This window comes from Stenotrophomonas maltophilia R551-3 (assembly GCF_000020665.1).
In the GTDB taxonomy this organism is placed as follows: Bacteria; Pseudomonadota; Gammaproteobacteria; order Xanthomonadales; family Xanthomonadaceae; genus Stenotrophomonas; species Stenotrophomonas maltophilia_L.
Genome location: NC_011071.1, coordinates 3,119,273 through 3,139,897, shown reverse-complemented (window position 1 = coordinate 3,139,897; position 20,625 = coordinate 3,119,273). Strand labels below are relative to the sequence as shown.

General features: G+C 65.0%; 16 protein-coding genes and 2 tRNA genes. 16 read left to right on the top strand and 2 right to left on the bottom strand.

Translation table 11 applies throughout. From position 1 onward, the window contains the following. Position 1 precedes the first annotated feature (1 nt). From nuoI to pnp, 15 genes are all read left to right on the top strand, one after another. A complete protein-coding gene (gene nuoI / locus SMAL_RS14370) occupies positions 2–490 on the top strand; it encodes an NADH-quinone oxidoreductase subunit NuoI (protein WP_006381128.1) in 489 nt (162 codons plus the stop codon). Between the two features lie 9 nt (positions 491–499). Beyond that, positions 500–1,156, top strand: a complete 657-nt coding sequence (locus tag SMAL_RS14365; RefSeq protein ID WP_006381127.1) for an NADH-quinone oxidoreductase subunit J — start codon at positions 500–502, stop codon at positions 1,154–1,156. Then, the gene (nuoK, locus tag SMAL_RS14360) at positions 1,153–1,458 is read left to right on the top strand and encodes an NADH-quinone oxidoreductase subunit NuoK (RefSeq protein ID WP_006381125.1); all 306 of its coding nucleotides are present in this window, start codon (positions 1,153–1,155) and stop codon (positions 1,456–1,458) included. Before SMAL_RS14365 ends, nuoK begins: the two co-directional genes overlap by 4 nt. Positions 1,459–1,465: 7 nt before the next feature. Then, a complete protein-coding gene (gene nuoL, locus SMAL_RS14355; protein WP_012511705.1) occupies positions 1,466–3,640 on the top strand; it encodes an NADH-quinone oxidoreductase subunit L in 2,175 nt (724 codons plus the stop codon). Positions 3,641–3,663: 23 nt separating this feature from the next. Then, positions 3,664–5,172, top strand: a complete 1,509-nt coding sequence (locus tag SMAL_RS14350) for an NADH-quinone oxidoreductase subunit M (protein WP_006381122.1) — start codon at positions 3,664–3,666, stop codon at positions 5,170–5,172. A 15-nt stretch (positions 5,173–5,187) separates the two neighbouring features. After that, positions 5,188–6,648 carry an NADH-quinone oxidoreductase subunit NuoN gene (gene nuoN / locus SMAL_RS14345; RefSeq protein WP_012511704.1) on the top strand — a complete coding sequence of 487 codons (1,461 nt, stop codon included), beginning with the start codon at positions 5,188–5,190 and terminating at the stop codon, positions 6,646–6,648. A gap of 127 nt (positions 6,649–6,775) precedes the next feature. Continuing rightward, positions 6,776–6,852: transfer RNA gene (locus SMAL_RS14340), tRNA-Met, on the top strand. An 82-nt stretch (positions 6,853–6,934) separates the two neighbouring features. Continuing rightward, positions 6,935–7,011, top strand: a tRNA-Met gene (locus SMAL_RS14335). Positions 7,012–7,412: 401 nt separating this feature from the next. Then, positions 7,413–8,003, top strand: a complete 591-nt coding sequence (gene rimP, locus SMAL_RS14330) for a ribosome maturation factor RimP (protein ID WP_006381060.1) — start codon at positions 7,413–7,415, stop codon at positions 8,001–8,003. 4 nt (positions 8,004–8,007) lie between these two features. Further along, positions 8,008–9,519: a transcription termination factor NusA gene (nusA, locus tag SMAL_RS14325; RefSeq protein ID WP_006381058.1), complete on the top strand. Its 1,512-nt coding sequence runs from the start codon at positions 8,008–8,010 to the stop codon at positions 9,517–9,519. 92 nt (positions 9,520–9,611) lie between these two features. After that, positions 9,612–12,263, top strand: a complete 2,652-nt coding sequence (gene infB, locus SMAL_RS14320; RefSeq protein ID WP_012511703.1) for a translation initiation factor IF-2 — start codon at positions 9,612–9,614, stop codon at positions 12,261–12,263. Positions 12,264–12,424: 161 nt separating this feature from the next. Continuing rightward, a complete protein-coding gene (rbfA, locus tag SMAL_RS14315; protein WP_012511702.1) occupies positions 12,425–12,808 on the top strand; it encodes a 30S ribosome-binding factor RbfA in 384 nt (127 codons plus the stop codon). 109 nt (positions 12,809–12,917) lie between these two features. Continuing rightward, positions 12,918–13,826, top strand: coding sequence for a tRNA pseudouridine(55) synthase TruB (truB, locus tag SMAL_RS14310; protein WP_012511701.1), 909 nt, complete (start codon positions 12,918–12,920; stop codon positions 13,824–13,826). A 173-nt stretch (positions 13,827–13,999) separates the two neighbouring features. Continuing rightward, on the top strand, positions 14,000–14,260 hold the full coding sequence (gene rpsO, locus SMAL_RS14305) for a 30S ribosomal protein S15 (protein ID WP_005410445.1): 261 nt from the start codon (positions 14,000–14,002) through the stop codon (positions 14,258–14,260). A 151-nt stretch (positions 14,261–14,411) separates the two neighbouring features. Beyond that, positions 14,412–16,520, top strand: a complete 2,109-nt coding sequence (gene pnp, locus SMAL_RS14300) for a polyribonucleotide nucleotidyltransferase (RefSeq protein WP_012511700.1) — start codon at positions 14,412–14,414, stop codon at positions 16,518–16,520. Between the two features lie 127 nt (positions 16,521–16,647). On the opposite strand, the gene SMAL_RS14295 is transcribed toward pnp, so the two are convergent. Further along, entirely contained in the window at positions 16,648–17,631 is a 984-nt protein-coding gene (locus SMAL_RS14295) for a tetratricopeptide repeat protein (protein ID WP_050767051.1), read from the bottom strand. A gap of 205 nt (positions 17,632–17,836) precedes the next feature. On the opposite strand from SMAL_RS14295, the gene SMAL_RS14290 reads away from it, so the two are divergent. Next, positions 17,837–19,027 carry a glycoside hydrolase family 18 protein gene (locus SMAL_RS14290; protein WP_012511698.1) on the top strand — a complete coding sequence of 397 codons (1,191 nt, stop codon included), beginning with the start codon at positions 17,837–17,839 and terminating at the stop codon, positions 19,025–19,027. Between the two features lie 36 nt (positions 19,028–19,063). Here the strand turns inward: SMAL_RS14290 and SMAL_RS14285 are convergent, their stop codons facing one another. Continuing rightward, positions 19,064–20,623, bottom strand: a complete 1,560-nt coding sequence (locus SMAL_RS14285) for a PepSY-associated TM helix domain-containing protein (protein WP_012511697.1) — start codon at positions 20,621–20,623, stop codon at positions 19,064–19,066. Positions 20,624–20,625: the final 2 nt, after the last annotated feature.

Below are 20,625 nucleotides of genomic sequence, written 5' to 3'. Positions count from 1 at the left end.
GATGAACAGGATTACCCATTACTTCAAGAGCCTGCTGCTGCTCGAACTGCTGGGCGGCCTTTGGCTGACGCTGAAGTACAGCTTCAAGCCCAAGTACACGATGATGTACCCGATGGAGAAGTTCCCGCAGTCGCCGCGCTTCCGTGGACTGCACGCCCTGCGCCGTTACCCCAACGGTGAAGAGCGCTGCATCGCCTGCAAGCTGTGCGAAGCGGTGTGCCCTGCATTGGCCATCACCATCGACTCGGCCAAGCGCGAAGACGGCACCCGCCGTACCACGCGCTATGACATCGATCTGTTCAAGTGCATCTTCTGCGGCTTCTGCGAAGAAAGCTGCCCGGTGGACTCGATCGTCGAAACCCACATCCTCGAGTATCACTTCGAGAATCGTGGCGAAAACATCGTTACCAAGCCGCAGCTGCTGGCCCTGGGCGACCGTCTCGAGTCCGAGATCGCCGAGCGTCGCGCCGCCGATGCCGCTTACCGCTGAGGTCGAGAGATGGATTGGGTAAATATCGCTTTCTGGGTCTTCGCCATCGCGGCAACGGTTTCGGCCGGTGCGGTGATCAGCGTGCGCAATCCGGTGCATGCCGTTCTGTGTCTGGTGCTGACCTTCTTCTCCATCGCCTGCGTGTGGCTGCTGGTCGGTGCCGAGTTCCTCGGCGTGGCACTGGTGCTGGTGTATGTCGGCGCTGTAATGGTGCTGTTCCTGTTCGTGGTGATGATGCTCGACATCGATCCCACCAAGCTGCGTGAGGGTTGGGTGCGCTACCTGCCGGTCGGCCTCATCGTGGCCGTGGCGATGCTGGTGCAGATGCTGATCCTGATCGGCGTGAAGGGCAGGGCGGTCACCCCGTTCCCGGCCGACAACGCCGCCGCGCTGGCCGCCGACAGCTCCAACGTCACCTGGCTGGCGCGTACGCTGTTCACCGAGTACCTGCTGCCGTTCGAGTTCGCTGCAGTCATCCTGACCGTGGCCGTGGTTGCCGCCGTGATGCTGACCCTGCGTCGCCGTACCGGCGTGAAGAGCCAGAACCCGGGTGAGCAGACCATGGTCAAGGCCGACCAGCGCCTGCGCATGGTCAAGATGGGCGCCGAAGCGCCGGTCGTGCACAGCAACAGCAAGCCGGCCACCGGCGAGGAGACCCAGCCGTGATTACCCTTGGCCACATGCTTGCGCTTGGCGCGGTGCTGTTCGCCATCAGCCTGGCCGGCATCTTCCTCAACCGGAAGAACGTCATCGTCCTGTTGATGTCGATCGAGCTGATGCTGTTGTCGGTGAACGTCAATTTCGTCGCGTTCTCGCGTCAGTTGGGCGATCCGTCCGGCCAGCTGTTCGTGTTCTTCATCCTGACCGTCGCCGCCGCGGAAGCCGCCATCGGCCTGGCGATCCTGGTGACCCTGTTCCGTACCCGACGCACGATCAATGTCGGCGAAGTCGATTCGTTGAAGGGCTGATCCACAGATGGAAATCACTCTCTCCAAGAGTCTGTTGATCGCAGTGGTGCTTGCACCGCTGTTCGGCAGCATCATCGCCGGCCTGTTCGGTCGCCAGGTCAAGCGCTTCGGCGCGCAGACCATCACCATCCTCGGCGTCGCGGTGGCCTGCGGCCTGTCGATGTACACGCTCTACCAGCTGCTGTGGGGCGGTGCGCAGCCGTTCAACCAGAACATCTACACGTTCTTCGAAGTCGGCCAGTACTCGGCCCATGTCGGCTTCATGGTCGACAAGCTGACCGCGATGATGATGGTGGTGGTGACCTTCGTGTCGCTGCTGGTCCACATCTACACGATTGGCTACATGCAGGACGATCCGGGCTACCAGCGGTTCTTCAGCTACATCTCGCTGTTCACCTTCTCGATGCTCACCCTGGTGATGAGCAACAACTTCCTGCAGCTGTTCTTCGGCTGGGAAGCGGTGGGCCTGGTGTCGTACCTGCTGATCGGCTTCTGGTTCAAGCGCCCGACCGCGATCTTCGCCAACATGAAGGCGTTCCTGGTCAACCGCGTCGGTGACTTCGGCTTCCTGCTCGGTATCGCCGGCGTGCTGTGGGTGTTCGGCACCCTGGATTACTCGCAGGTGTTCTCGCAGGCCGGCATGCTGGCCGACCCGCGCGCCCAGTTGCAGATCTGGGACGGCACCATGTTCGGCATGCAGCTGCTGAACGAGCCGGTGATCTGGTCGATCGCCACCGTCATCTGCATCTGCCTGTTCATCGGTGCGATGGGCAAGTCGGCCCAGGTTCCGCTGCACGTGTGGCTGCCGGACTCGATGGAAGGCCCGACCCCGATCTCGGCACTGATCCACGCCGCGACGATGGTGACCGCCGGTATCTTCATGGTCACCCGCATGTCGCCGCTGTTCGAGCTGTCGCAGACCGCGTTGAACTTCATCCTGTTCATCGGTGCCACCACGGCCTTCTTCACCGGCCTGATCGGCATCGTGCAGAACGACATCAAGCGTGTCGTCGCGTACTCCACGCTGTCCCAGCTGGGCTACATGACCGTCGCACTGGGTGTGTCGGCCTACTCGGCCGCCGTGTTCCACCTGATGACCCATGCCTTCTTCAAGGCGCTGCTGTTCCTGGGTGCCGGTTCGGTCATCATCGCGATGCACCACGAGCAGGACATGCGCAAGATGGGCGGCCTGCGCAAGTACATGCCGATCACCTTCGTTACCATGTGGATCGGTACCCTGGCGCTGGTCGGTACGCCTTTCTTCTCCGGCTTCTACTCGAAGGACACCATCATCGAGGCGGCCGAGATCCACGCCCACATGCAGAACAGCTGGGTGGCCACCTATGGCTACTGGGCAGTGCTGGGTGGCGTGCTGGTGACCAGCTTCTACAGCTTCCGCCTGCTGTTCCTGACCTTCCATGGCAAGGAACGCTTCCGCGACGCGCACGATGATCACGGCCATGGCCATGACGATCACCACGCCGCCGACACCCACCATGCTGATGCTCACCACGGCGATGCCCATGACGACCACGGCCATGGCCACGGTCCGCATGAGCCGCACGAAACCCCGTGGGTGGTGACCCTGCCGCTGATCCTGCTGGCCATCCCCTCGATCGCCATCGGTTTCTTCAGCATCGGTCCGATGCTGCACGGCACCGACTGGGCCGGCCACCATGCGCATGAAGCGATCAAGGGCCAGGCGCAGACGTTCTTCACCGGTGTCGTGGACTTCTACGATCCGGCCAAGAACACCGTTGCCTTCCTCGGTGAGGAGTTCCATGGCCCGGTCGCGTTCGCCCTGCACGGCATGATGCTGCCGCCGTTCTGGCTGACACTGGCAGGCTTCCTGCTGGCCGCGTTGTTCTACCTGTGGAAGCCGGACCTGTCGGGCAAGGCGCGCAAGACCTTTGCTCCGCTGGTGTCGGTGCTGGAAAACAAGTACGGCTTCGACAAGCTGTGGATCGATGGCTTTGCCGGTGGCGGTGTCAAGCTGGGCAAGGTCTCGCGCTGGATCGACAGCAACATCGTCGACGGCGTGGTCAATCTTTCGGCACGTGTTGTGGACGTTGCAGCCGGCGTGCTGCGTCGTACCCAATCCGGTTTCCTCTATCACTACGCCTTCGCGATGATCATCGGCCTTATTGCCCTTCTGGGCGTGCTGATGCATTACCTGCGTTGATGACCTGTACGGAATAAGAAGACGTGTCGAACTGGCCTCTACTCAGTGTCCTCATCTGGCTGCCGATCATCGGTGGTGCCCTGATCCTTGCGATCCGTGATGCGCAGACCGCCCGCTGGGCGTCCCTGGGCGTCGCCGTGCTGACCTTCGTGGCGAGCCTCTCGCTGCTGAGCGGCTACAACGCGGGTGTCGACGGCATGCAGTTCGTCGAGACCCATGCCTGGATCCCGGCGTACAAGATCGGCTACAACCTGGGCGTGGACGGCATTGCCGTGGCGCTGATCCTGCTGACCACACTGGTCAGCGTGCTTGCCCTGATCGGTGCCTGGAGCGCGATCGACAAGCGCGTCAACCAGTACGTGGCCGCCTTCCTGATTCTGGAAGGTGTCACCGTCGGTATCTTCGCCGCAACGGACGCGATGCTGTTCTACGTGTTCTTCGAAGCGATGCTGATCCCGATGTTCCTGATCATCGGTGTCTGGGGCGGCCCGCGCCGCATCTACGCCGCGCTGAAGTTCTTCCTGTACACCTTCCTTGGCTCGGTGCTGATGCTGGTGGCGCTGATCTACCTGTACATGAAGGGCGGCAGCTTCCAGCTGGCCGACCTGTACGCGCTGCCGCTGTCGGCCAAGGAACAGACCTGGATCTTCTTCGCCTTCCTGATCGCCTTCGCGGTCAAGGTGCCGATGTTCCCGGTCCACACCTGGCTGCCTGACGCCCACGTGGAAGCGCCGACCGCCGGTTCGGTGATCCTGGCTGCCATCGCCCTGAAGATCGGTGGCTACGGCTTCCTGCGCTTCAACCTGCCGATCGTCCCGGACGCGTCGCAGGAATGGGCCTGGCTGGTGATCGCGCTGTCGCTGATCGCGGTGATCTACGTCGGCCTGGTCGCGCTGGTGCAGGACGACATGAAGAAGCTGATCGCCTATTCGTCGATCGCGCACATGGGCTTTGTCACCCTGGGTACCTTCATCGCCCTGTGGCTGGTGCGCGAAGCTGGCAACGCCGATGCGGCCCGTCTGGGCCTACAGGGCGCGATGGTGCAGATGATCTCGCACGGCTTCGTGTCCGGCGCGATGTTCTCCAGCGTCGGCGTGCTGTACGACCGCATGCACAGCCGCCGCATCGCCGATTACGGCGGCGTGGTCAACGTGATGCCCTGGTTTGCCACCTTCGCCATGCTGTTCTTCATGGCCAACGCAGGCCTGCCGGGCACCAGCGGTTTCGTCGGCGAGTTCATGGTCATCCTCGCGGCCTTCCAGCGTAATCCGTGGATCGCGCTGGGCGCGGCCACCACCCTGATCATCGGCGCCGCCTACACCCTGTGGCTGTACAAGCGCATCTTCTTCGGCGAAGTGGCCAACAGCCATGTCGCCGAACTGAAGGACATCAACGGCCGCGAATGGCTGGTGCTGGGCGTGTTCGCCATCGGCGTGCTGGCCCTGGGCATCTACCCCAAGCCGCTGACCGACCTGATGGAGCCCTCGATCGCGAAGCTGGCGATGCAGATCGCATCCAGCAAGCTGCTGTAATTCCAGGATTTGATGATGACCACCTCGCCGCTGCTGCCATTGACCGCCGCTGACCTGCCACCGCTCGCCCCCGAGCTGGTGCTGATCGGCAGCGCCTTCGCCCTGATGATCCTCGACCTGTTCGTCAGCAACCGGAACAAGCTCGTCACCCACCTGTTCTCGCTCGCTGCGCTGGCCGTGGTGCTGTTCATGCTGGCCACCGGCGTGGGCGGGCAGGGGGAGGTCTTCCATGGCATGTTCGTGCGCGATACCGCCGCGGACGTGATGAAGACCGGGATCGTGCTGCTCAGCGGCCTGACCCTGGTCTATGGCTGGCGCTACCTGCGTGACCGCAACCTGTTCCAGGGCGAGATCCCGGTGCTGATCCTGTTCGGCACCGCCGGCATGATGATCCTGGTCTCGGCCGGCAGCCTGCTGATGGTCTACCTGGGCCTGGAACTGCTGGCGCTGTGCTCGTACGCGCTGGTTGCCAGCAACCGTGAGAACGGCCTGGCCTCGGAAGCGGCGATGAAGTACATCGTGCTGGGTTCGCTGGCCTCGGGCCTGCTGCTGTACGGTATGTCGCTGATCTACGGCGCCACCGGCAGCCTGCACCTGGACGTCATCCGCGAGGCCATCCCGCACTCGGAAGAGCGCGTGCTGCTGATCACCGGTGCGGTGTTCATGATTGCCGGCGTCGCCTTCAAGCTGGGTGCCGCGCCGTTCCACATGTGGCTGCCCGACGTCTACCAGGGTGCCCCGGCACCGATCGCGCTGTTCATCAGCTCGGCACCGAAGCTGGCCGCGTTCGGCATGGCCTACCGGCTGCTGGAGATGGGCGTGGGCCCGCTGTCGACCGAGCTGCAGCTGCTGATTGCCGGCCTGGCCGCGGTCTCGCTGGTGATCGGCAACCTGATGGCCATTGCGCAGAGCAACCTCAAGCGCATGCTGGCGTTCTCCACGGTCTCGCACATCGGCTTCCTGCTGATGGGCATCGCCGGTGGCGGTTCGCAGGGCTATGCCGCCGCGCTGTTCTATGCACTGGCGTACGCGATCATGTCGACCGCGGCCTTCGGCGCGATCATCGCGTTGTCGCGTGCCGGCTTCGAAGCCGAGAACATCGAAGACTTCAAGGGTCTGAATGCCCGCAACCCGTGGATGGCCGGCCTGGTGCTGTGCATCATGGCGTCGCTGGCTGGCATTCCGCCGTTCCTGGGCTTCTGGACCAAGCTGGCGGTGCTGGGCGCAGCCATCAATGGTGGCCTGCTGTGGCTGGCCATCCTGGGCGTGCTGTGTGCCGTGGTCGGCTGCTTCTACTACCTGCGCGTCATCAAGGTCATGTACTTCGATGAGCCGGTGGGCGAGGCCATGCCGCGCAGCAACGACCGCGTGCTGGGCCTGGTGCTGGGCGTGAATGCACTGGCGCTGCTGGCGCTGGGCCTGGCCTGGAACCCGATCATGGTCTGGTGCCAGCAGGCATTTGCGCATATTGCATAAAAGTTGACACAAAGCTGCGCGATTCGTGTAATATGCGCAGCCTGAGTTGTCACTGCAGCGGTTCAGCCAGAACATCGTTGCGGTAGCCCTCCTCGAAAGAGTAGGGCAGCAGTTCAAACACTTCCGGTGCGGGGTGGAGCAGTCTGGCAGCTCGTCGGGCTCATAACCCGAAGGTCGCAGGTTCAAATCCTGCCCCCGCTACCAACTTCATATCGGCGCCAACCGGTTTGATGAATGAGGAAAAGCTTGCATGTTTTGAAGCCATGCCTCATAATTCCGCTTCTGATGCGGGGTGGAGCAGTCTGGCAGCTCGTCGGGCTCATAACCCGAAGGTCGCAGGTTCAAATCCTGCCCCCGCTACCAAGTAAAGAATGCGCCTTCGAAGTCCTGCTTCGAAGGCGTTTTTCTTTTGCGCTTCCGCTCGATCCGCCGGGCATGGCCCGGCGCTACCACCGCGCGGCGTGCCGGTAGCGCCGGGCCATGCCCGGCGAGCGAAGCGGCCGGTTTCAGGCGGGTCCAAGCCTTGCACCAGCGCGGTGCAGTCGCTATCATCAGCGGCCTAGCAGTACCCCTGAAGGCGGCCTCCCAGCGGGAGTCCACACCCGGAAGGAGGGCCGCAACCGGCAGGCAATGCAGGTTGCAACCGGAATCCAGTCACCGGAGTCTTTCCGGAAAAGGGGCCCAGCGGGCCCTTTGTCGTTTCCGGGGCGTCATGTTTCCACGCCGGCCAAGGCCGGCACCCAACCAAGAGATCAAGGCAGGCTGTGAGCGACAAGGCAACCGACATCGCGAATCTGCTCGCCCCGACCGTTGTGTCGCTGGGCCTGGAGCTGCTGGGCGTTGAGTATCTGCCGGCCCCCGGCGGTGCGACCCTGCGCCTTTACATCGACGTGCCGCTGGCTGAGCAGCCGGAGCGCATCATCAATGTCGACGACTGCGAGCGGGTCAGCCGCGAAGTGTCGGCACAGATGGACGTCGAAGACCCGATCAGCGGCAACTACACGCTGGAAGTGTCTTCGCCGGGTGTCGATCGTCCGCTGTTCAACCTGGAGCAGTTCGGCCGTCACCTCGGCGAGTCGGCCAAGGTCACGCTGAAGCTGCCGCAGGACAACCGTCGTCGCCTGCAGGGCCGCATCGAGGCGATCGACGAAGCCGCAGGCGCCATCACCTTCATCGTCGACAAGGCCGAAGTGGTCGTGTCGGCGGACAACATCGACAAGGCACGGATCATGCCCGACTGGGTCGCGCTGGGGCTCGCCCCGAGCAAGCCGACCGGTCCGGCACCGAAGCGTCCGAAGCCGAAAACGAATTCTTCTTCCAACGAGCCGGCGGCAAAGAAGCCGCGCGCGGAGTGAGCCAATGAGCAAGGAACTGTTGCTGGTAGTCGACGCAGTCGCCAACGAGAAGGGCGTGCCGCGTGAAGTGATCTTCGATGCCATCGAGGCCGCCCTGGCCTCGGCAGCGAAGAAGCGCTATCCCGACGAGGAAGTGCTGACCCGCGTGGTCATCGACCACAAGGATGGCAGCTACGAAACCTTCCGCCGCTGGGAAGTGGTGGCCGATGACGTGGTCATGGAATCGCCGGACCGTCAGATCCGCCTGATGGATGCCGTCGACGAAGCCGAAGGCGTGGATGTCGGCGACTACATCGAAGAGCAGATCGAAAACCCGGATTTCGGCCGCATCGCCGCCCAGGCTGCCAAGCAGGTGATCGTGCAGCGCGTGCGCGAAGCCGAGCGCCAGCAGGTCGTGGATGCATGGAAGGACCGCGTTGGCGAGCTGATCACCGGTGTGGTCAAGCGCGCCGAGCGCGGCAACATCTATGTCGACCTGGGCGGCAACGCCGAAGGCTTCATTCCGAAGGACAAGGGCATTCCGCGCGACGTGCTGCGCGCGGGTGACCGCGTGCGCGGCTACCTGGCCGAAGTGCGCTCGGAGCCGCGTGGCCCGCAGCTGTTCATCAGCCGCGCCGCCCCGGAATTCATGATCGAGCTGTTCAAGCTGGAAGTGCCGGAAGTCGGCCAGGGCCTGGTGGAAATCAAGGCCTGTGCCCGTGATCCGGGTGACCGCGCCAAGATCGCCGTGCTCGCCCACGACCAGCGCACCGATCCGATCGGCGCCTGCATCGGCATGCGCGGTTCGCGCGTGCAGGCCGTGTCCAACGAGCTCAATGGCGAGCGCGTGGACATCGTGCTGTGGAACGACAACCCGGCCAACTTCGTCATCAATGCGATGGCGCCGGCCGAAGTGCAGTCGATCATCGTCGATGAAGACAAGCATTCGATGGACCTGGCCGTTGCCGAAGACCGCCTGGCCCAGGCGATCGGCAAGGGCGGCCAGAACGTGCGCCTGGCCAGCCGCCTGACCGGCTGGCAGCTCAACGTGATGACCCAGGACCAGGTCACCGCCAAGTCGGAGGCCGAGCAGGCTTCGGCCCGCCAGCTGTTCATGGACAAGCTGGAAGTGGACGAGGAAATCGCCGGCATCCTGGTCAGCGAAGGCTTCGGCACCGTCGAGGAAATCGCATATGTACCGGTCGGCGAACTGCTGGCCGTGGAAGGTTTCGACGAAGACATCGTCGAAGAGCTGCGCGCTCGTGCCCGCGATGCGCTGCTCAATGAGGCCCTGGCAGTCGAGGAAGGCCTTGAAGACGGCCAGCCGGCGCAGGACCTGCTGTCCCTGAAGGGCATGGACGAAGCCACCGCGTATGCGCTGGCCGGCCACGGCGTGCGCACCAGCGAGGAGTTGTCCGACCTGGCCGCCGACGAGGTCATGGACTTCGGCATCGAAGGACTGGATCAGGCGCGCGCCGCTGCGCTGATCCTGGCCGCCCGTGCCGAGGAGATCGCCCGACTGGAACGCGGCGAATGAGCCGGCAATGAACAGGGCCCTGAGCCGCTCAGGGCGTAGAATCCGCGCCACCTCCACATGCGGGGGGGCGCCCACAAGATCATAGGATCCGAATGTCGCAGCAAACCACCATCCGCAAGCTTGCCGAACTGGTCAACACGCCGGTCGAAAAACTGCTGGAACAGCTGGCCGGTGCCGGCATGAAGTTCAGCGGTCCCGACCAGGTCGTGACCAGCTCCGAGAAGGTAAAGCTCCTGGGCTTCCTTCGTCGTTCGCACGGCAAGCCCGAGCAGGCCCCGGAAGAGACCGATCAGTCTGCAAAGAAGATCACGCTCAACCGCCGGAAGCAGCAGGAAGTGACGGTCAATTCCGGTCGTAGCAAGACGACCGTGAATGTCGAGGTGCGCCAGAAGCGTACCTACGTCAAGGATGGTGCTCGCGCCATGACTCCGGACGAAGAGCGCGCCGACATCCTGCGCAAGCTGGAAGAGTCGCGTGCCCGCAACCTTGCCGAACAGCAGGCGCTGGCCGAGAAGGATCGTCTGCGTGACGAGGCCATCGTCCGTGCCCGTGAGGAAGAGGTTGCCGCCAAGGAGCGTGCTGAAGCCGAGAAGAAGGCGGCCGAGGAGGCTGCGGCTGCTGCCAAGGCTGCCGAGGCGCTGGCTGCCAGCAAGCCCAAGGTACGCGCTCCTATCGACGAAACCGCGCCGCGCCCGCCGCGCGCCCCGGCTGCCGCCCCGGCTGCGCCGCGTGGTGCTCCGCCGCCGCCGCCGCGCAGCGACGACCGCAACAACCGCAGCGCGCCGCGCAACGAGCGTGGCCCGGGCGACCGTTTCGCCGGCCAGATGCATCTGTCGGCTGCCGACCGTGCGCGTCGTGGCAACAGCAACAACAGCAACAACCGTGGTCGTCCGGGTGGCCGCAACCAGAGCGGTGGCCGTCGCGACATGTCGCGTGGTGGCAACAACGCTGGTCCGCACGCCTTCGAACGTCCGACCGCGCCGGTGGTGCGTGAAGTGGCGATCGGCGAGACCATCACCGTGGCCGACCTGGCGCAGAAGCTCGCGCTGAAGGGTGGCGAGGTGGTGAAGGCGCTGTTCAAGATGGGCGTGATGGCCACCATCACCCAGTCCATCGACCATGACACCGCCGCGCTGGTCACCGAAGAGCTGGGGCACAAGGCCATCCGTGCCAACGACAACGATGCCGAAGACGCACTGCTCGCCTCCGCTGGCGAGAACCAGGGCGAAGCCGTGCAGCGTCCGCCGGTGGTCACCATCATGGGCCACGTCGACCACGGCAAGACCTCGCTGCTGGATTACATCCGCCGTACCAAGGTCGCCACCGGCGAAGCCGGCGGCATCACCCAGCACATCGGTGCCTACCACGTCGATACGCCGAAGGGCGTCATCAGCTTCCTGGATACCCCGGGCCACGCCGCGTTCACCTCGATGCGTGCCCGCGGTGCCAAGCTGACCGACATCGTGGTGCTGGTGGTTGCAGCCGACGACGGCGTCATGCCGCAGACCAAGGAAGCGATCCAGCACGCCCGTTCGGCGGGTGTGCCGCTGATCGTGGCCATCAACAAGATCGACAAGTCCGGTGCCGACCCGATGCGGGTCAAGAACGAACTGCTCTCCGAGCAGGTCGTGGCCGAAGACTTCGGTGGTGACATCCAGATGGTGGAGATCTCGGCCAAGACCGGCCTGGGCATCGACGACCTGCTGGACGCGGTGTCGGTGCAGGCCGAACTGCTGGAACTGAAGGCCGTCGACGAAGGCCGCGCCAATGGTGTGGTCATCGAATCCTCGCTGGACAAGGGCCGCGGCCCGGTCGCGACGGTGCTGGTGCAGCAGGGCCGCCTGAAGAAGGGCGACTACCTGGTGTGCGGCATCCAGTACGGCCGCGTGCGTGCCCTGTTCGACGAAACCGGCAAGCAGCCGGAGTTCGCCGGGCCGTCCATCCCGGTACAGGTCCTGGGCCTGTCCGGCGTGCCGGAAGCCGGTGACGACTTCGTCGTCGTCGACGACGAGCGCCTGGCCAAGGACGTTGCCCAGCAGCGTGAAACCAAGCGCCGTGAATCGCGCCTGGTCGCCACCGCTGGCAGCCGCATGGAAGACATCATGGCGACCCTGGGCAAGGGCGAGGGCCAGCAGGTCCTCAACCTGGTCATCAAGGCCGACGTGCAGGGTTCGGTGCAGGCACTGAGCCAGGCACTGGTCGCGCTGTCCAACGAAGACATCCGCATCAACGTGATCCACTCCGGCGTGGGCGGCATCACCGAGTCGGACGCCAATTCGGCGGCCGCTTCGAAGGCCACCGTCATCGGCTTCAATGTGCGTGCGGATGCTTCGGCCCGCCGCATCATCGAATCCAACGGCGTGGACCTGCGTTACTTCTCGATCATCTATGACGTGATCGATCAGGTGAAGCAGGTGGCCTCCGGTCTGCTGGGCGTCGAGATCCGCGAAGAGATCATCGGTATCGCCGAGGTCCGTGACGTGTTCCGCAGCTCCAAGCTGGGCGCCGTGGCCGGCAGCATGGTCATCGAGGGCGTGGTCAAGCGCAACAAGCCGATCCGCGTCCTGCGCGACAGCGTGGTGATCTTCGAAGGCGAGCTGGAATCGTTGCGCCGCTTCAAGGAAAACGTCGAGGAAGTCCGCAACGGTACCGAATGCGGTATCGCGGTGAAGGCCTACAACGACGTCAAGCCGGGTGACCAGATCGAGTGCTTCGAGCGTATTGAAGTGCCGCGCACCCTGTAATGCTGTGCAGTGGCCCGACCAACGGTCGGGCCCTACCATGATGTAGAACCCGACCAACGGTCGGGTACCATGTAGTAGCGCCCGACCGTTGGTCGGGCGACCATTGAATCAAGAGTAGCGCCCGACCGTTGGTCGGGCGACAACTGAACCAAGAGTCCCTCGTGCCCAAGACTTTCCACCGAACCGACCGTGTCTCCGCCCAGCTGCGCCGTGAACTCGGCACCCTGGTGCACAACGCCGTGCGTGAGCATGGGTTGCCCTCGGTGAGCGTGTCCGACGTGGAAATCACCCGTGACATGGCCCATGCCAAGGTGTTCGTCACCGCACTGATGCCCGAGCGTTCGGCCGAAGCCGTCGCCGGCCTGAAGGAGCTGGGCTATCGCCTGCGCATGGACCTGGCCCGGGCGATGAAGCTGCGCCACGTGCCGGAGCTGCATTTCCACTACGACGACTCGGTCGATCGCGGTGAGCATATCGACAACATCCTGCGCGACCTGCCCGATACGCTGGCCGCGGAGAAGCGTCGCGAAGGCGACGACGAATAACCGCGCGACGCCGGGCATGCCCGGCGTTGTTGCATTCCGGCAACGTGATGTCTGATGCAGACCGCGCTGCGCGCTCGCCGGGCATGGCCCGGCGCTACCCGTACCTGTCATGACCCGAATTCAGTTCCGCCGCCTGGATGGCATCCTGCTGCTCGACAAGTCCGCCGGCATGAGCTCCAACGCCGCACTGCAGGTGGCCCGCCGCCTGTTCCGTGCCGAGAAGGGCGGCCACACCGGCAGCCTCGATCCGTTGGCCACCGGCCTGTTGCCGCTGTGCTTCGGCGAGGCGACCAAGATCGCCGGCCTGCTGTTGGGCTCGGCCAAGGCTTATGACGCCGAGATCGTGCTCGGCCAGACCACCGACACCGACGATGCTGAGGGCCAGGTGCTGCTGCAGCGCCCGGTGCCGCAGATCAGTGCCGAGGCGCTGCAGGCCGCGCTGGCGCCGCTGACCGGCAGCATCCGCCAGCGTGCCCCGATCTATTCGGCGCTGAAGCAGGGCGGTGAACCGCTGTATATGAAGGCCCGCCGTGGGGATGCCATCGAGGCACCCGAGCGCGAGGTCCAGGTCCATGCCATCGAGGTGCTGGAGCAGCAGCCGGAGCAGTTGCGCCTGCGCGTGACCTGCGGCTCGGGCACCTACATCCGCAGCCTGGCCCGTGACCTCGGTGAAAGCCTGGGCTGCGGTGCCCATATCAGTGCGCTGCGCCGGCTCTGGGTCGAGCCCTTCCACCAGCCGGCCATGGTCACCCTGGACCAGCTGCGGGCGATGGTCGAGGCGGGCGATGAGGCCGGCATGGACGCGCTGCTGCTGCCGCTGGCGGCCGGCCTGGCTGAATACCCACGGGTCGAGCTGGATGCCGACCAGGTCCACCGCTTCTGTGTCGGCCAGCGCCAGCGCGATCCGTCCTGGCCACGCGGGCTGGTTGCCGTGTTTGGTCCGGACGCGGTTGTCCAGGGGCTGGGCCAGGTCGATGACAGCGGGCTGCTGGCGCCGCAGCGTCGTTTCAACCTCTGACCCGGGCAGGCCGGTTCAGCCCCGGACCTTGTCCCGGAGGCCCCTGCCCGTTACAATTTCGCGGCCGTTTTCCGGCAGCCTGCCTTGCGCAGGTTTCATCCTCGTAGTCCACGGCGAGCCTGGCGGTGCGCGAAGCGCGTTCCTGCCGGCCACGCATCACTGAGAAAAAAGAAATGTCGATCGACACCCAGAAGGTCATTGAAGACAACAAGCGCAGCTCGGCTGACACCGGCTCCCCGGAAGTCCAGGTTGCACTGCTGACCGCCCGCATCGAACTGCTGACCGGCCACTTCAAGACCCACAAGAAGGACCACCACAGCCGCCGCGGCCTGCTGCAGATGGTCAACCGCCGTCGCAGCCTGCTCGACTACCTGAAGAAGAAGGACGTCGAGCGTTACAAGGCCCTGATCGAGAAGCTTGGCCTGCGTCGCTAAGCAACGAATCCCCCGCGGCGCAGCGATGCGCCGCGGTTTTGTTTTGTAGCACCGCAATCCCCGATTCAGGCCGGAACGATCCGGTCACCCGCTGGCGGCAAGGGTCGCCGACGGTCCAATTCGCAGACAGCATCCCCAAGGACATCCATCCGTGGCAAAAATCACCAAAACCTTCCAGTACGGCAAGCACACCGTCACGCTTGAGACTGGCGAAATCGCCCGCCAGGCCGGTGGCGCCGTCATCGTCAAGTTCGACGACACCGTGCTGCTGGTCTCCGCCGTTGCCGCCAAGAGCGCGCGTGAGGGCCAGGACTTCTTCCCGCTGACCTGCGACTATCAGGAGAAGTTCTACGCCGGTGGCCGCATCCCGGGTGGCTTCTTCAAGCGCGAAGGCCGCGCGACCGAGAAGGAAACCCTGATCTCGCGCCTGATCGATCGTCCGATCCGTCCGCTGTTCCCGGAAGACTACAAGAACGAAGTCCAGATCATCGCCACGGTGATGTCGCTGAACCCGGAGATCGACGGTGACATCCCGGCGCTGATCGGTGCTTCGGCCGCGCTGTCGCTGGCCGGTACCCCGTTCAAGGGCCCGATCGCTGCCGCCAAGGTCGGTTACAAGGACGGTGAGTACATCCTCAACCCGACCGTATCCGAGCTGAAGGAATCGCAGCTGGAGCTGGTCGTTGCCGGTACCGCCAACGCCGTGCTGATGGTGGAATCCGAAGCCGCGCTGCTGTCCGAAGACGTGATGCTGGGCGCCGTGACCTTCGGTCACCGCGAAATGCAGAAGGTCATCAACGCCATCAACGAGCTGACCGTCGAAGCCGGCACCAAGCCGTCGACCTGGGAAGCCCCGGCCAAGAACACCGCGCTGATCAGCGCCGTGCAGGAAGCGGTCGGCCCGCGCCTGGGCGAAGCCTTCCAGGTGCGTGACAAGCTGCAGCGCCGTGACGCCATCTCGGCGATCAAGAAGGACGTGGTCGAGTCGCTGGCCGGCCGCGTTGCCGCCGAAGGCTGGAACCCGGCCGAACTGTCGAAGGAATTCGGCGAGCTGGAATACAGCACCATGCGCAACTCGGTGCTGGACACCAAGGTCCGCATCGACGGCCGTGCGCTGGACACCGTCCGCCCGATTGCGGTGAAGACCAGCGTGCTGCCGCGTACCCACGGTTCCTCGCTGTTCACCCGTGGCGAGACCCAGGCCATCGTGACCATCACCCTGGGCACCGCCCGTGATGGCCAGGTCATCGATGCCGTCTCCGGTGAGTACAAGGAAAACTTCCTGTTCCACTACAACTTCCCCCCCTACTCGGTGGGTGAGACCGGCCGCATGATGGGCCCGAAGCGTCGCGAAATCGGTCACGGCCGTCTGGCCAAGCGCGGCGTGCTGGCAGTGATGCCGTCGCTGGAGTCGTTCCCGTACACCATCCGCGTTGTCTCGGAAATCACCGAGTCGAACGGTTCCTCGTCGATGGCCTCGGTCTGCGGTTCGTCGCTGGCCCTGATGGACGCCGGCGTGCCGGTGAAGGCACCGGTTGCCGGTATCGCCATGGGCCTGGTCAAGGAAGGCGATCGCTTCGTCGTCCTGTCCGACATCCTGGGTGACGAAGATCACCTGGGCGACATGGACTTCAAGGTGGCCGGTACCGCTGAGGGCATCTCCGCCCTGCAGATGGACATCAAGATCGAAGGCATCACCGAAGAGATCATGAAGCAGGCTCTGCAGCAGGCCAAGGCTGGCCGTCTGCACATCCTGGGCGAAATGGCCCACGGCCTGACCGCTCCGCGCGAAGAGCTGTCGGACTACGCGCCGCGTCTGCTGACCATCAAGATCCACCCGGACAAGATCCGCGAAGTGATCGGCAAGGGTGGTTCGACCATCCAGGCCATCACCAAGGAAACCGGCACCCAGATCGACATCCAGGATGACGGCACCATCGTCATCGCTTCGGTCAATGCCATCGCTGCGCAGGCCGCCAAGGCCCGCATCGAGCAGATCACCTCGGACGTCGAGCCGGGCCGCATCTACGAAGGCAAGGTCGCCAAGATCATGGACTTCGGTGCGTTCGTCACCATCCTGCCGGGCAAGGATGGCCTGGTGCACGTGTCGCAGATCTCCAGCGACCGCGTCGAGAAGGTCGGCGACGTGCTGAAGGAAGGCGATGTGGTCAAGGTCAAGGTGCTGGAAGTCGACAAGCAGGGCCGTATCCGCCTGTCGATGAAGGCCGTTGAAGAAGGCGAAGGCGCCAGCGCCGAATAATCGGCATTGCCGATTGTGCGGTGGGTGAGGACCGTTGGTCCTCACGCTTTCGCAGATGAAAAAGCGGGCTTCGGCCCGCTTTTTTTTTGCCTGGAATCCTGTGGGTGAGGACCGTTGGTCCTTGCACTTACGCGCTTTCTTCCTCTTCCCCCAGCCACCAGACCTGGCCTGGCTTCGGGTCGCTCATCGGGTGCTCGCGCTGTTCGATGGCCTCCAGCACCCGGCCAGCGCCGGCCGCCGTCCACACCGCCATCAACTTCTCCACCGCAGCCCGGCCTTGTGCGGCAATACCGAGGTTGCGATCGCGTACCCAGCCTTCGTCGTCATCTGCGTCGCCATCATCATGCTGGTGCGGCGTGCCATAGCTGCAGCGCAGGCAGAGGTGGCGCACCGAATGGGTCCAGTCCTCGACCAGGCCGATGCCGGGCAGGCTCAGCGCCCGCAGCGCGGTGATGTCCTCGGCCGCATCGCATTGCACGAATACCGCATAGGTGGCCATGTCCGATTGCTGCAGGCGTTGCATGGCATTGAACACCGGTACCTGGCGCTCACCGTAGAGGCGTTGCCCAGTGGAGGCACCGTCGTGCAGCACGATGTCGCCGAAGCGGAATCCGCTCTCGGGCAACGGCACGTTCTCTACCCGTGCACGCACCGGGTCCAGCCGGCGCATGTAGACGGTTTCGCCACTTGACCACGGATTCAGGCGCACACAGGCGACGCCGAAATTGCCTTCGATCGGGCCTTCACCTTCCGGCAAGGCGATGCCGCATCGGGCCCACTGCCTGCGTGCTTCCGCCCAGTCACCCGCGCCGGTGGCGGCAATGCCGGCATTCCACGCGGTGGCCTGGTCGAACGCGTCGCGCAGCCGTTCCGAGCACAGGTTGTCCCGCAGCGATGCCGGCCAGTCGCGCAGGTATTTGTGAGCCAACCCGCGCATGTAGTGCAGGTGGGGGATGCCAGGGGTCAGTTCGACCAGCTCGCCGAACAGGTCGGCTGCATCGGGCAGGTCGCCCTCGTCGAACGCTGCATAGGCGCGCGCTTCCAGTGCCTGCAGTTTCTCCAGGGTCTCGTCGTCAAGCAGTTCGCCATCTGCGTCGTGGTCTGCGGTCATGTCCGTGCGCCGGTAAAAATCCAGCGACACCATAGCCCAGGCAGGCCGCATGTTGTCCTGCAGCGACGTGCTTTCGACATGGGTTGGCCAGGCCCGTGGCAGCTTGCAACGGCCGGTGCCTGTCCACGGGACGACATGCGCGGACATCCATGCCGCTGCCGCTTCTGTTTGCTAACGTGGCTGCGCCTTTGACCCGGGAGATCCCATGTTCCGCCAGACCGTGGCCGTTCTTGCCGTGCTGATTGCCGGTGCCTTGCCCATCGCCGCGCACGCCGCGCCGGCGCAGCCGCCGATCTTCGGTGCCTACTACCCCGGTGGTTCGGCCGAGCGCTATCCGGTGTCGAGCATTCCGGCCGAGCGCCTGACCCATCTGTTCTATGCGTTCTCCACCATCGAGGACGGGCGCTGCACGATCGGTGCGGAAGCGCCGAAGAATTTCGCTGCACTGGCTGAGTTGAAAAAGGCGCACCCGCACCTGCGCACGCTGATTTCGATCGGTGGCTGGGGCGCCGGCGGATTCTCCGATGCAGCGTTGAACGAGGCCAGCCGCAAGCGCTTGGTCGACTCGTGCATGGCGCTGTTCTTCGAGCGCCATGCTGGAAGCTTCGACGGTGTCGACATCGACTGGGAGTTCCCGGTCAGTGGCGGGCCGAAGGAGCTGGCACACCGCCCGCAGGATCGCGCCAACCTGACCCGGCTTGCGCAGGCCTTCCGCGTGGCCCTTGATGCGCGCGGCCGCAAGGCGGGCCAGCCGATGCTGCTGACTGCTGCGCTGGCCGCCGGCCGCCTGCAGACCGACGGCCCCTACGATCCCGCGGCGAGCTACGACCTGCCGGCGCTGGCCAGGCTGTTCGATTTCATCAACCTGATGAGCTACGACATGGGCACCGGCTTCTCGGCGGTGTCGACCTTCAACGCGCCGCTGCATGAGGTGCCAGCCGATCCGCTGGCGCCGGAACTGCGGCGCTGGAACAACGTGGCCGGCGCGGTGCAGTACTACCGTGAGCACGGCGTACCGGCCGACAAGCTGGTGCTGGGCGTGCCGTTCTACGGACGCGGCTTCAAGGTCACCGGCGAGGCTGCCGACGGGTTGTACCAGGCCTACAGCGCCCCGGCCGATGCCGGTGACTGGCGGGTGATCAAGGCGCGCTATCTCGACCAGCCCGGCTGGACGAAGCACTGGCAGCCGCAGGCGCAGAGCCCCTGGCTGTACAACGCGGAGCAGAAGGTCTTCATCAGCTACGAAGACCCGCGTTCGATCGGGCTGCGTGCGCAGTTCGCCCGTGAGCAGGGCCTGGCCGGGGTGTTCATGTGGGAGCTGACCGGCGACGACGAGCAGGCCAGCCTGCTCAACGCCATGCTCGGCCCGTGGCAGAAGGCCCGCATCGGCGATTGACCGCTTCGGTAGCGCCGGGCCGTGCCCGGCGTTGGCTCAATCGGCCCAGACGCTGTTCGGATCGCCGTGGCGGGCACGGCGCTGGCTGGCCACCGCCAGGCGGGCGAAGCCGAAGGCCATGGCCAGCGCGATCGCATCGACCCAGAACAGCGGCCAGTGGCCGCGTGCGGCCGCGCGCCACAGCCAGTCACCATTGAGCGCGCCGTGCACGACCGGCACCAGCGCGGTACTGATCGCTGCGGCCCACAGCAGCTCGCGTGCGGCCTGTGCCGGGCGTCGCAGCGCCGCCCACAACGCGCACAACACCCAGCTGCCGAAGCAGGCCCAGCGGATGCCCTGGTCGACCGCGGACGGTGCCCACCGCTCCAGCACCAAAGCGGTGACGAAGGCGACCGAGATCGCTACGCAGAGGCCGATGCAGACGCCGACCGTGGCCCGCGCCATGTTCACCCCGGCACGCGGCTGCTGCGGCTGGCGGCGCTTGCGCCGCGACTCGATCCACAACAGGTTGCCGGAGTAGAACAGGAAGGCACCGCCGAGGCCGAGCAGGAAGTACAGCCAGACCACCACGCCGTTGCCGAATTCGCCGAAGTGCAGCGCGTAGGCGGCGCTGAGCGTGGCGTGGTTTGCGTCGCGCTGGCCCGGCAGCTGCGAGGCCAGAACGTTGCCGGTGGTCACGTCCAGCGCCACCGCGCCAAGTGGGCCGAGCGTGCCGGTGGATTCGCCGGTGATCTCGATGGTGGCATTGGCATCGCCGGCGTTGGCCAGCTTCAGGTAGGCCGGCTCGAAGTTGGCCACGCCTTGTGCACGGGCGACTTCAAGCGCGCGTGCATGCAGCACGCGCAGGCTGCCCGGCGGCGCCGGAATGCCACTGGCGTCGCGCACCGGCGCGGTGTCCATCGCCGTCGGCACCGCCTGCAGGGCCTTGCCGTCGTAGATCAACGGGTTGAGCAGGGCCATCTGCACGAACACCAGGCAGAGCAGGGCACCGGTCACCGCGAACATCAGATGGAAGGGCAGGCTGAGCACGCCGATCACGTTGTGCGCGTCCTGCCACAGCTGCTTCAGGTTGCGGCCGGGGCGCAGTGCGAACAGGTCACCGAACAGCTTCGGCAGGTGGATCACCAGGCCGCTGAGCAGGGCCATGCCATACAGGAGGCTGACGATGCCCATCACGTAGATGCCGGCCACCGGCAGGCCGAGGCTGTAATGCAGTTCGTTGACCAGTTCGGCCAGCCCGGTCTGCGGCGGCGTCGGGCTGCCGGCGATCTGCCCTGGCCAGGCGTAGCGCCAGCTGCCGTCATCGGCCTGCCAGTAGGCCAGTGGCTGCGGGTGTTCGGTGCCAGGGAAGGTCATGCCGACGTGGCGGCGCGCTTCCGGATGCGCGGCAAGCACGTCTTCCAGCAGGTACTGCGCGTCGTCCAGGCCGGCCGGCAATGCGCTGGCTGCACCCGGGGTCTGCCATAGCGGCAGGTCGTGGTGGAACAGGGTCAGTGCACCGGCATAGAAGGCTACGAACAGGCCGAAGCCGGCGACCAGGCCGACCCAGGTGTGCAGGGTGGTGAATGTGCGCAGGGTCTGCGAACTGAACTTCATGC

What these genes read in the sequence shown, in the direction of transcription:
- nuoI (WP_006381128.1), top strand. Translation starts at nt 2, where the DNA reads ATGAACAGGATTACCCATTACTTCAAGAGCCTGCTGCTGCTCGAACTG.
- SMAL_RS14365 (WP_006381127.1), top strand. Translation starts at nt 500, where the DNA reads ATGGATTGGGTAAATATCGCTTTCTGGGTCTTCGCCATCGCGGCAACG.
- nuoL (WP_012511705.1), top strand. Translation starts at nt 1,466, where the DNA reads ATGGAAATCACTCTCTCCAAGAGTCTGTTGATCGCAGTGGTGCTTGCA.
- nuoN (WP_012511704.1), top strand. Translation starts at nt 5,188, where the DNA reads ATGACCACCTCGCCGCTGCTGCCATTGACCGCCGCTGACCTGCCACCG.
- nusA (WP_006381058.1), top strand. Translation starts at nt 8,008, where the DNA reads ATGAGCAAGGAACTGTTGCTGGTAGTCGACGCAGTCGCCAACGAGAAG.
- infB (WP_012511703.1), top strand. Translation starts at nt 9,612, where the DNA reads ATGTCGCAGCAAACCACCATCCGCAAGCTTGCCGAACTGGTCAACACG.
- truB (WP_012511701.1), top strand. Translation starts at nt 12,918, where the DNA reads ATGACCCGAATTCAGTTCCGCCGCCTGGATGGCATCCTGCTGCTCGAC.
- rpsO (WP_005410445.1), top strand. Translation starts at nt 14,000, where the DNA reads ATGTCGATCGACACCCAGAAGGTCATTGAAGACAACAAGCGCAGCTCG.
- SMAL_RS14295 (WP_050767051.1), bottom strand. Translation starts at nt 17,631, where the DNA reads ATGACCGCAGACCACGACGCAGATGGCGAACTGCTTGACGACGAGACC.
- SMAL_RS14290 (WP_012511698.1), top strand. Translation starts at nt 17,837, where the DNA reads ATGTTCCGCCAGACCGTGGCCGTTCTTGCCGTGCTGATTGCCGGTGCC.
- SMAL_RS14285 (WP_012511697.1), bottom strand. Translation starts at nt 20,623, where the DNA reads ATGAAGTTCAGTTCGCAGACCCTGCGCACATTCACCACCCTGCACACC.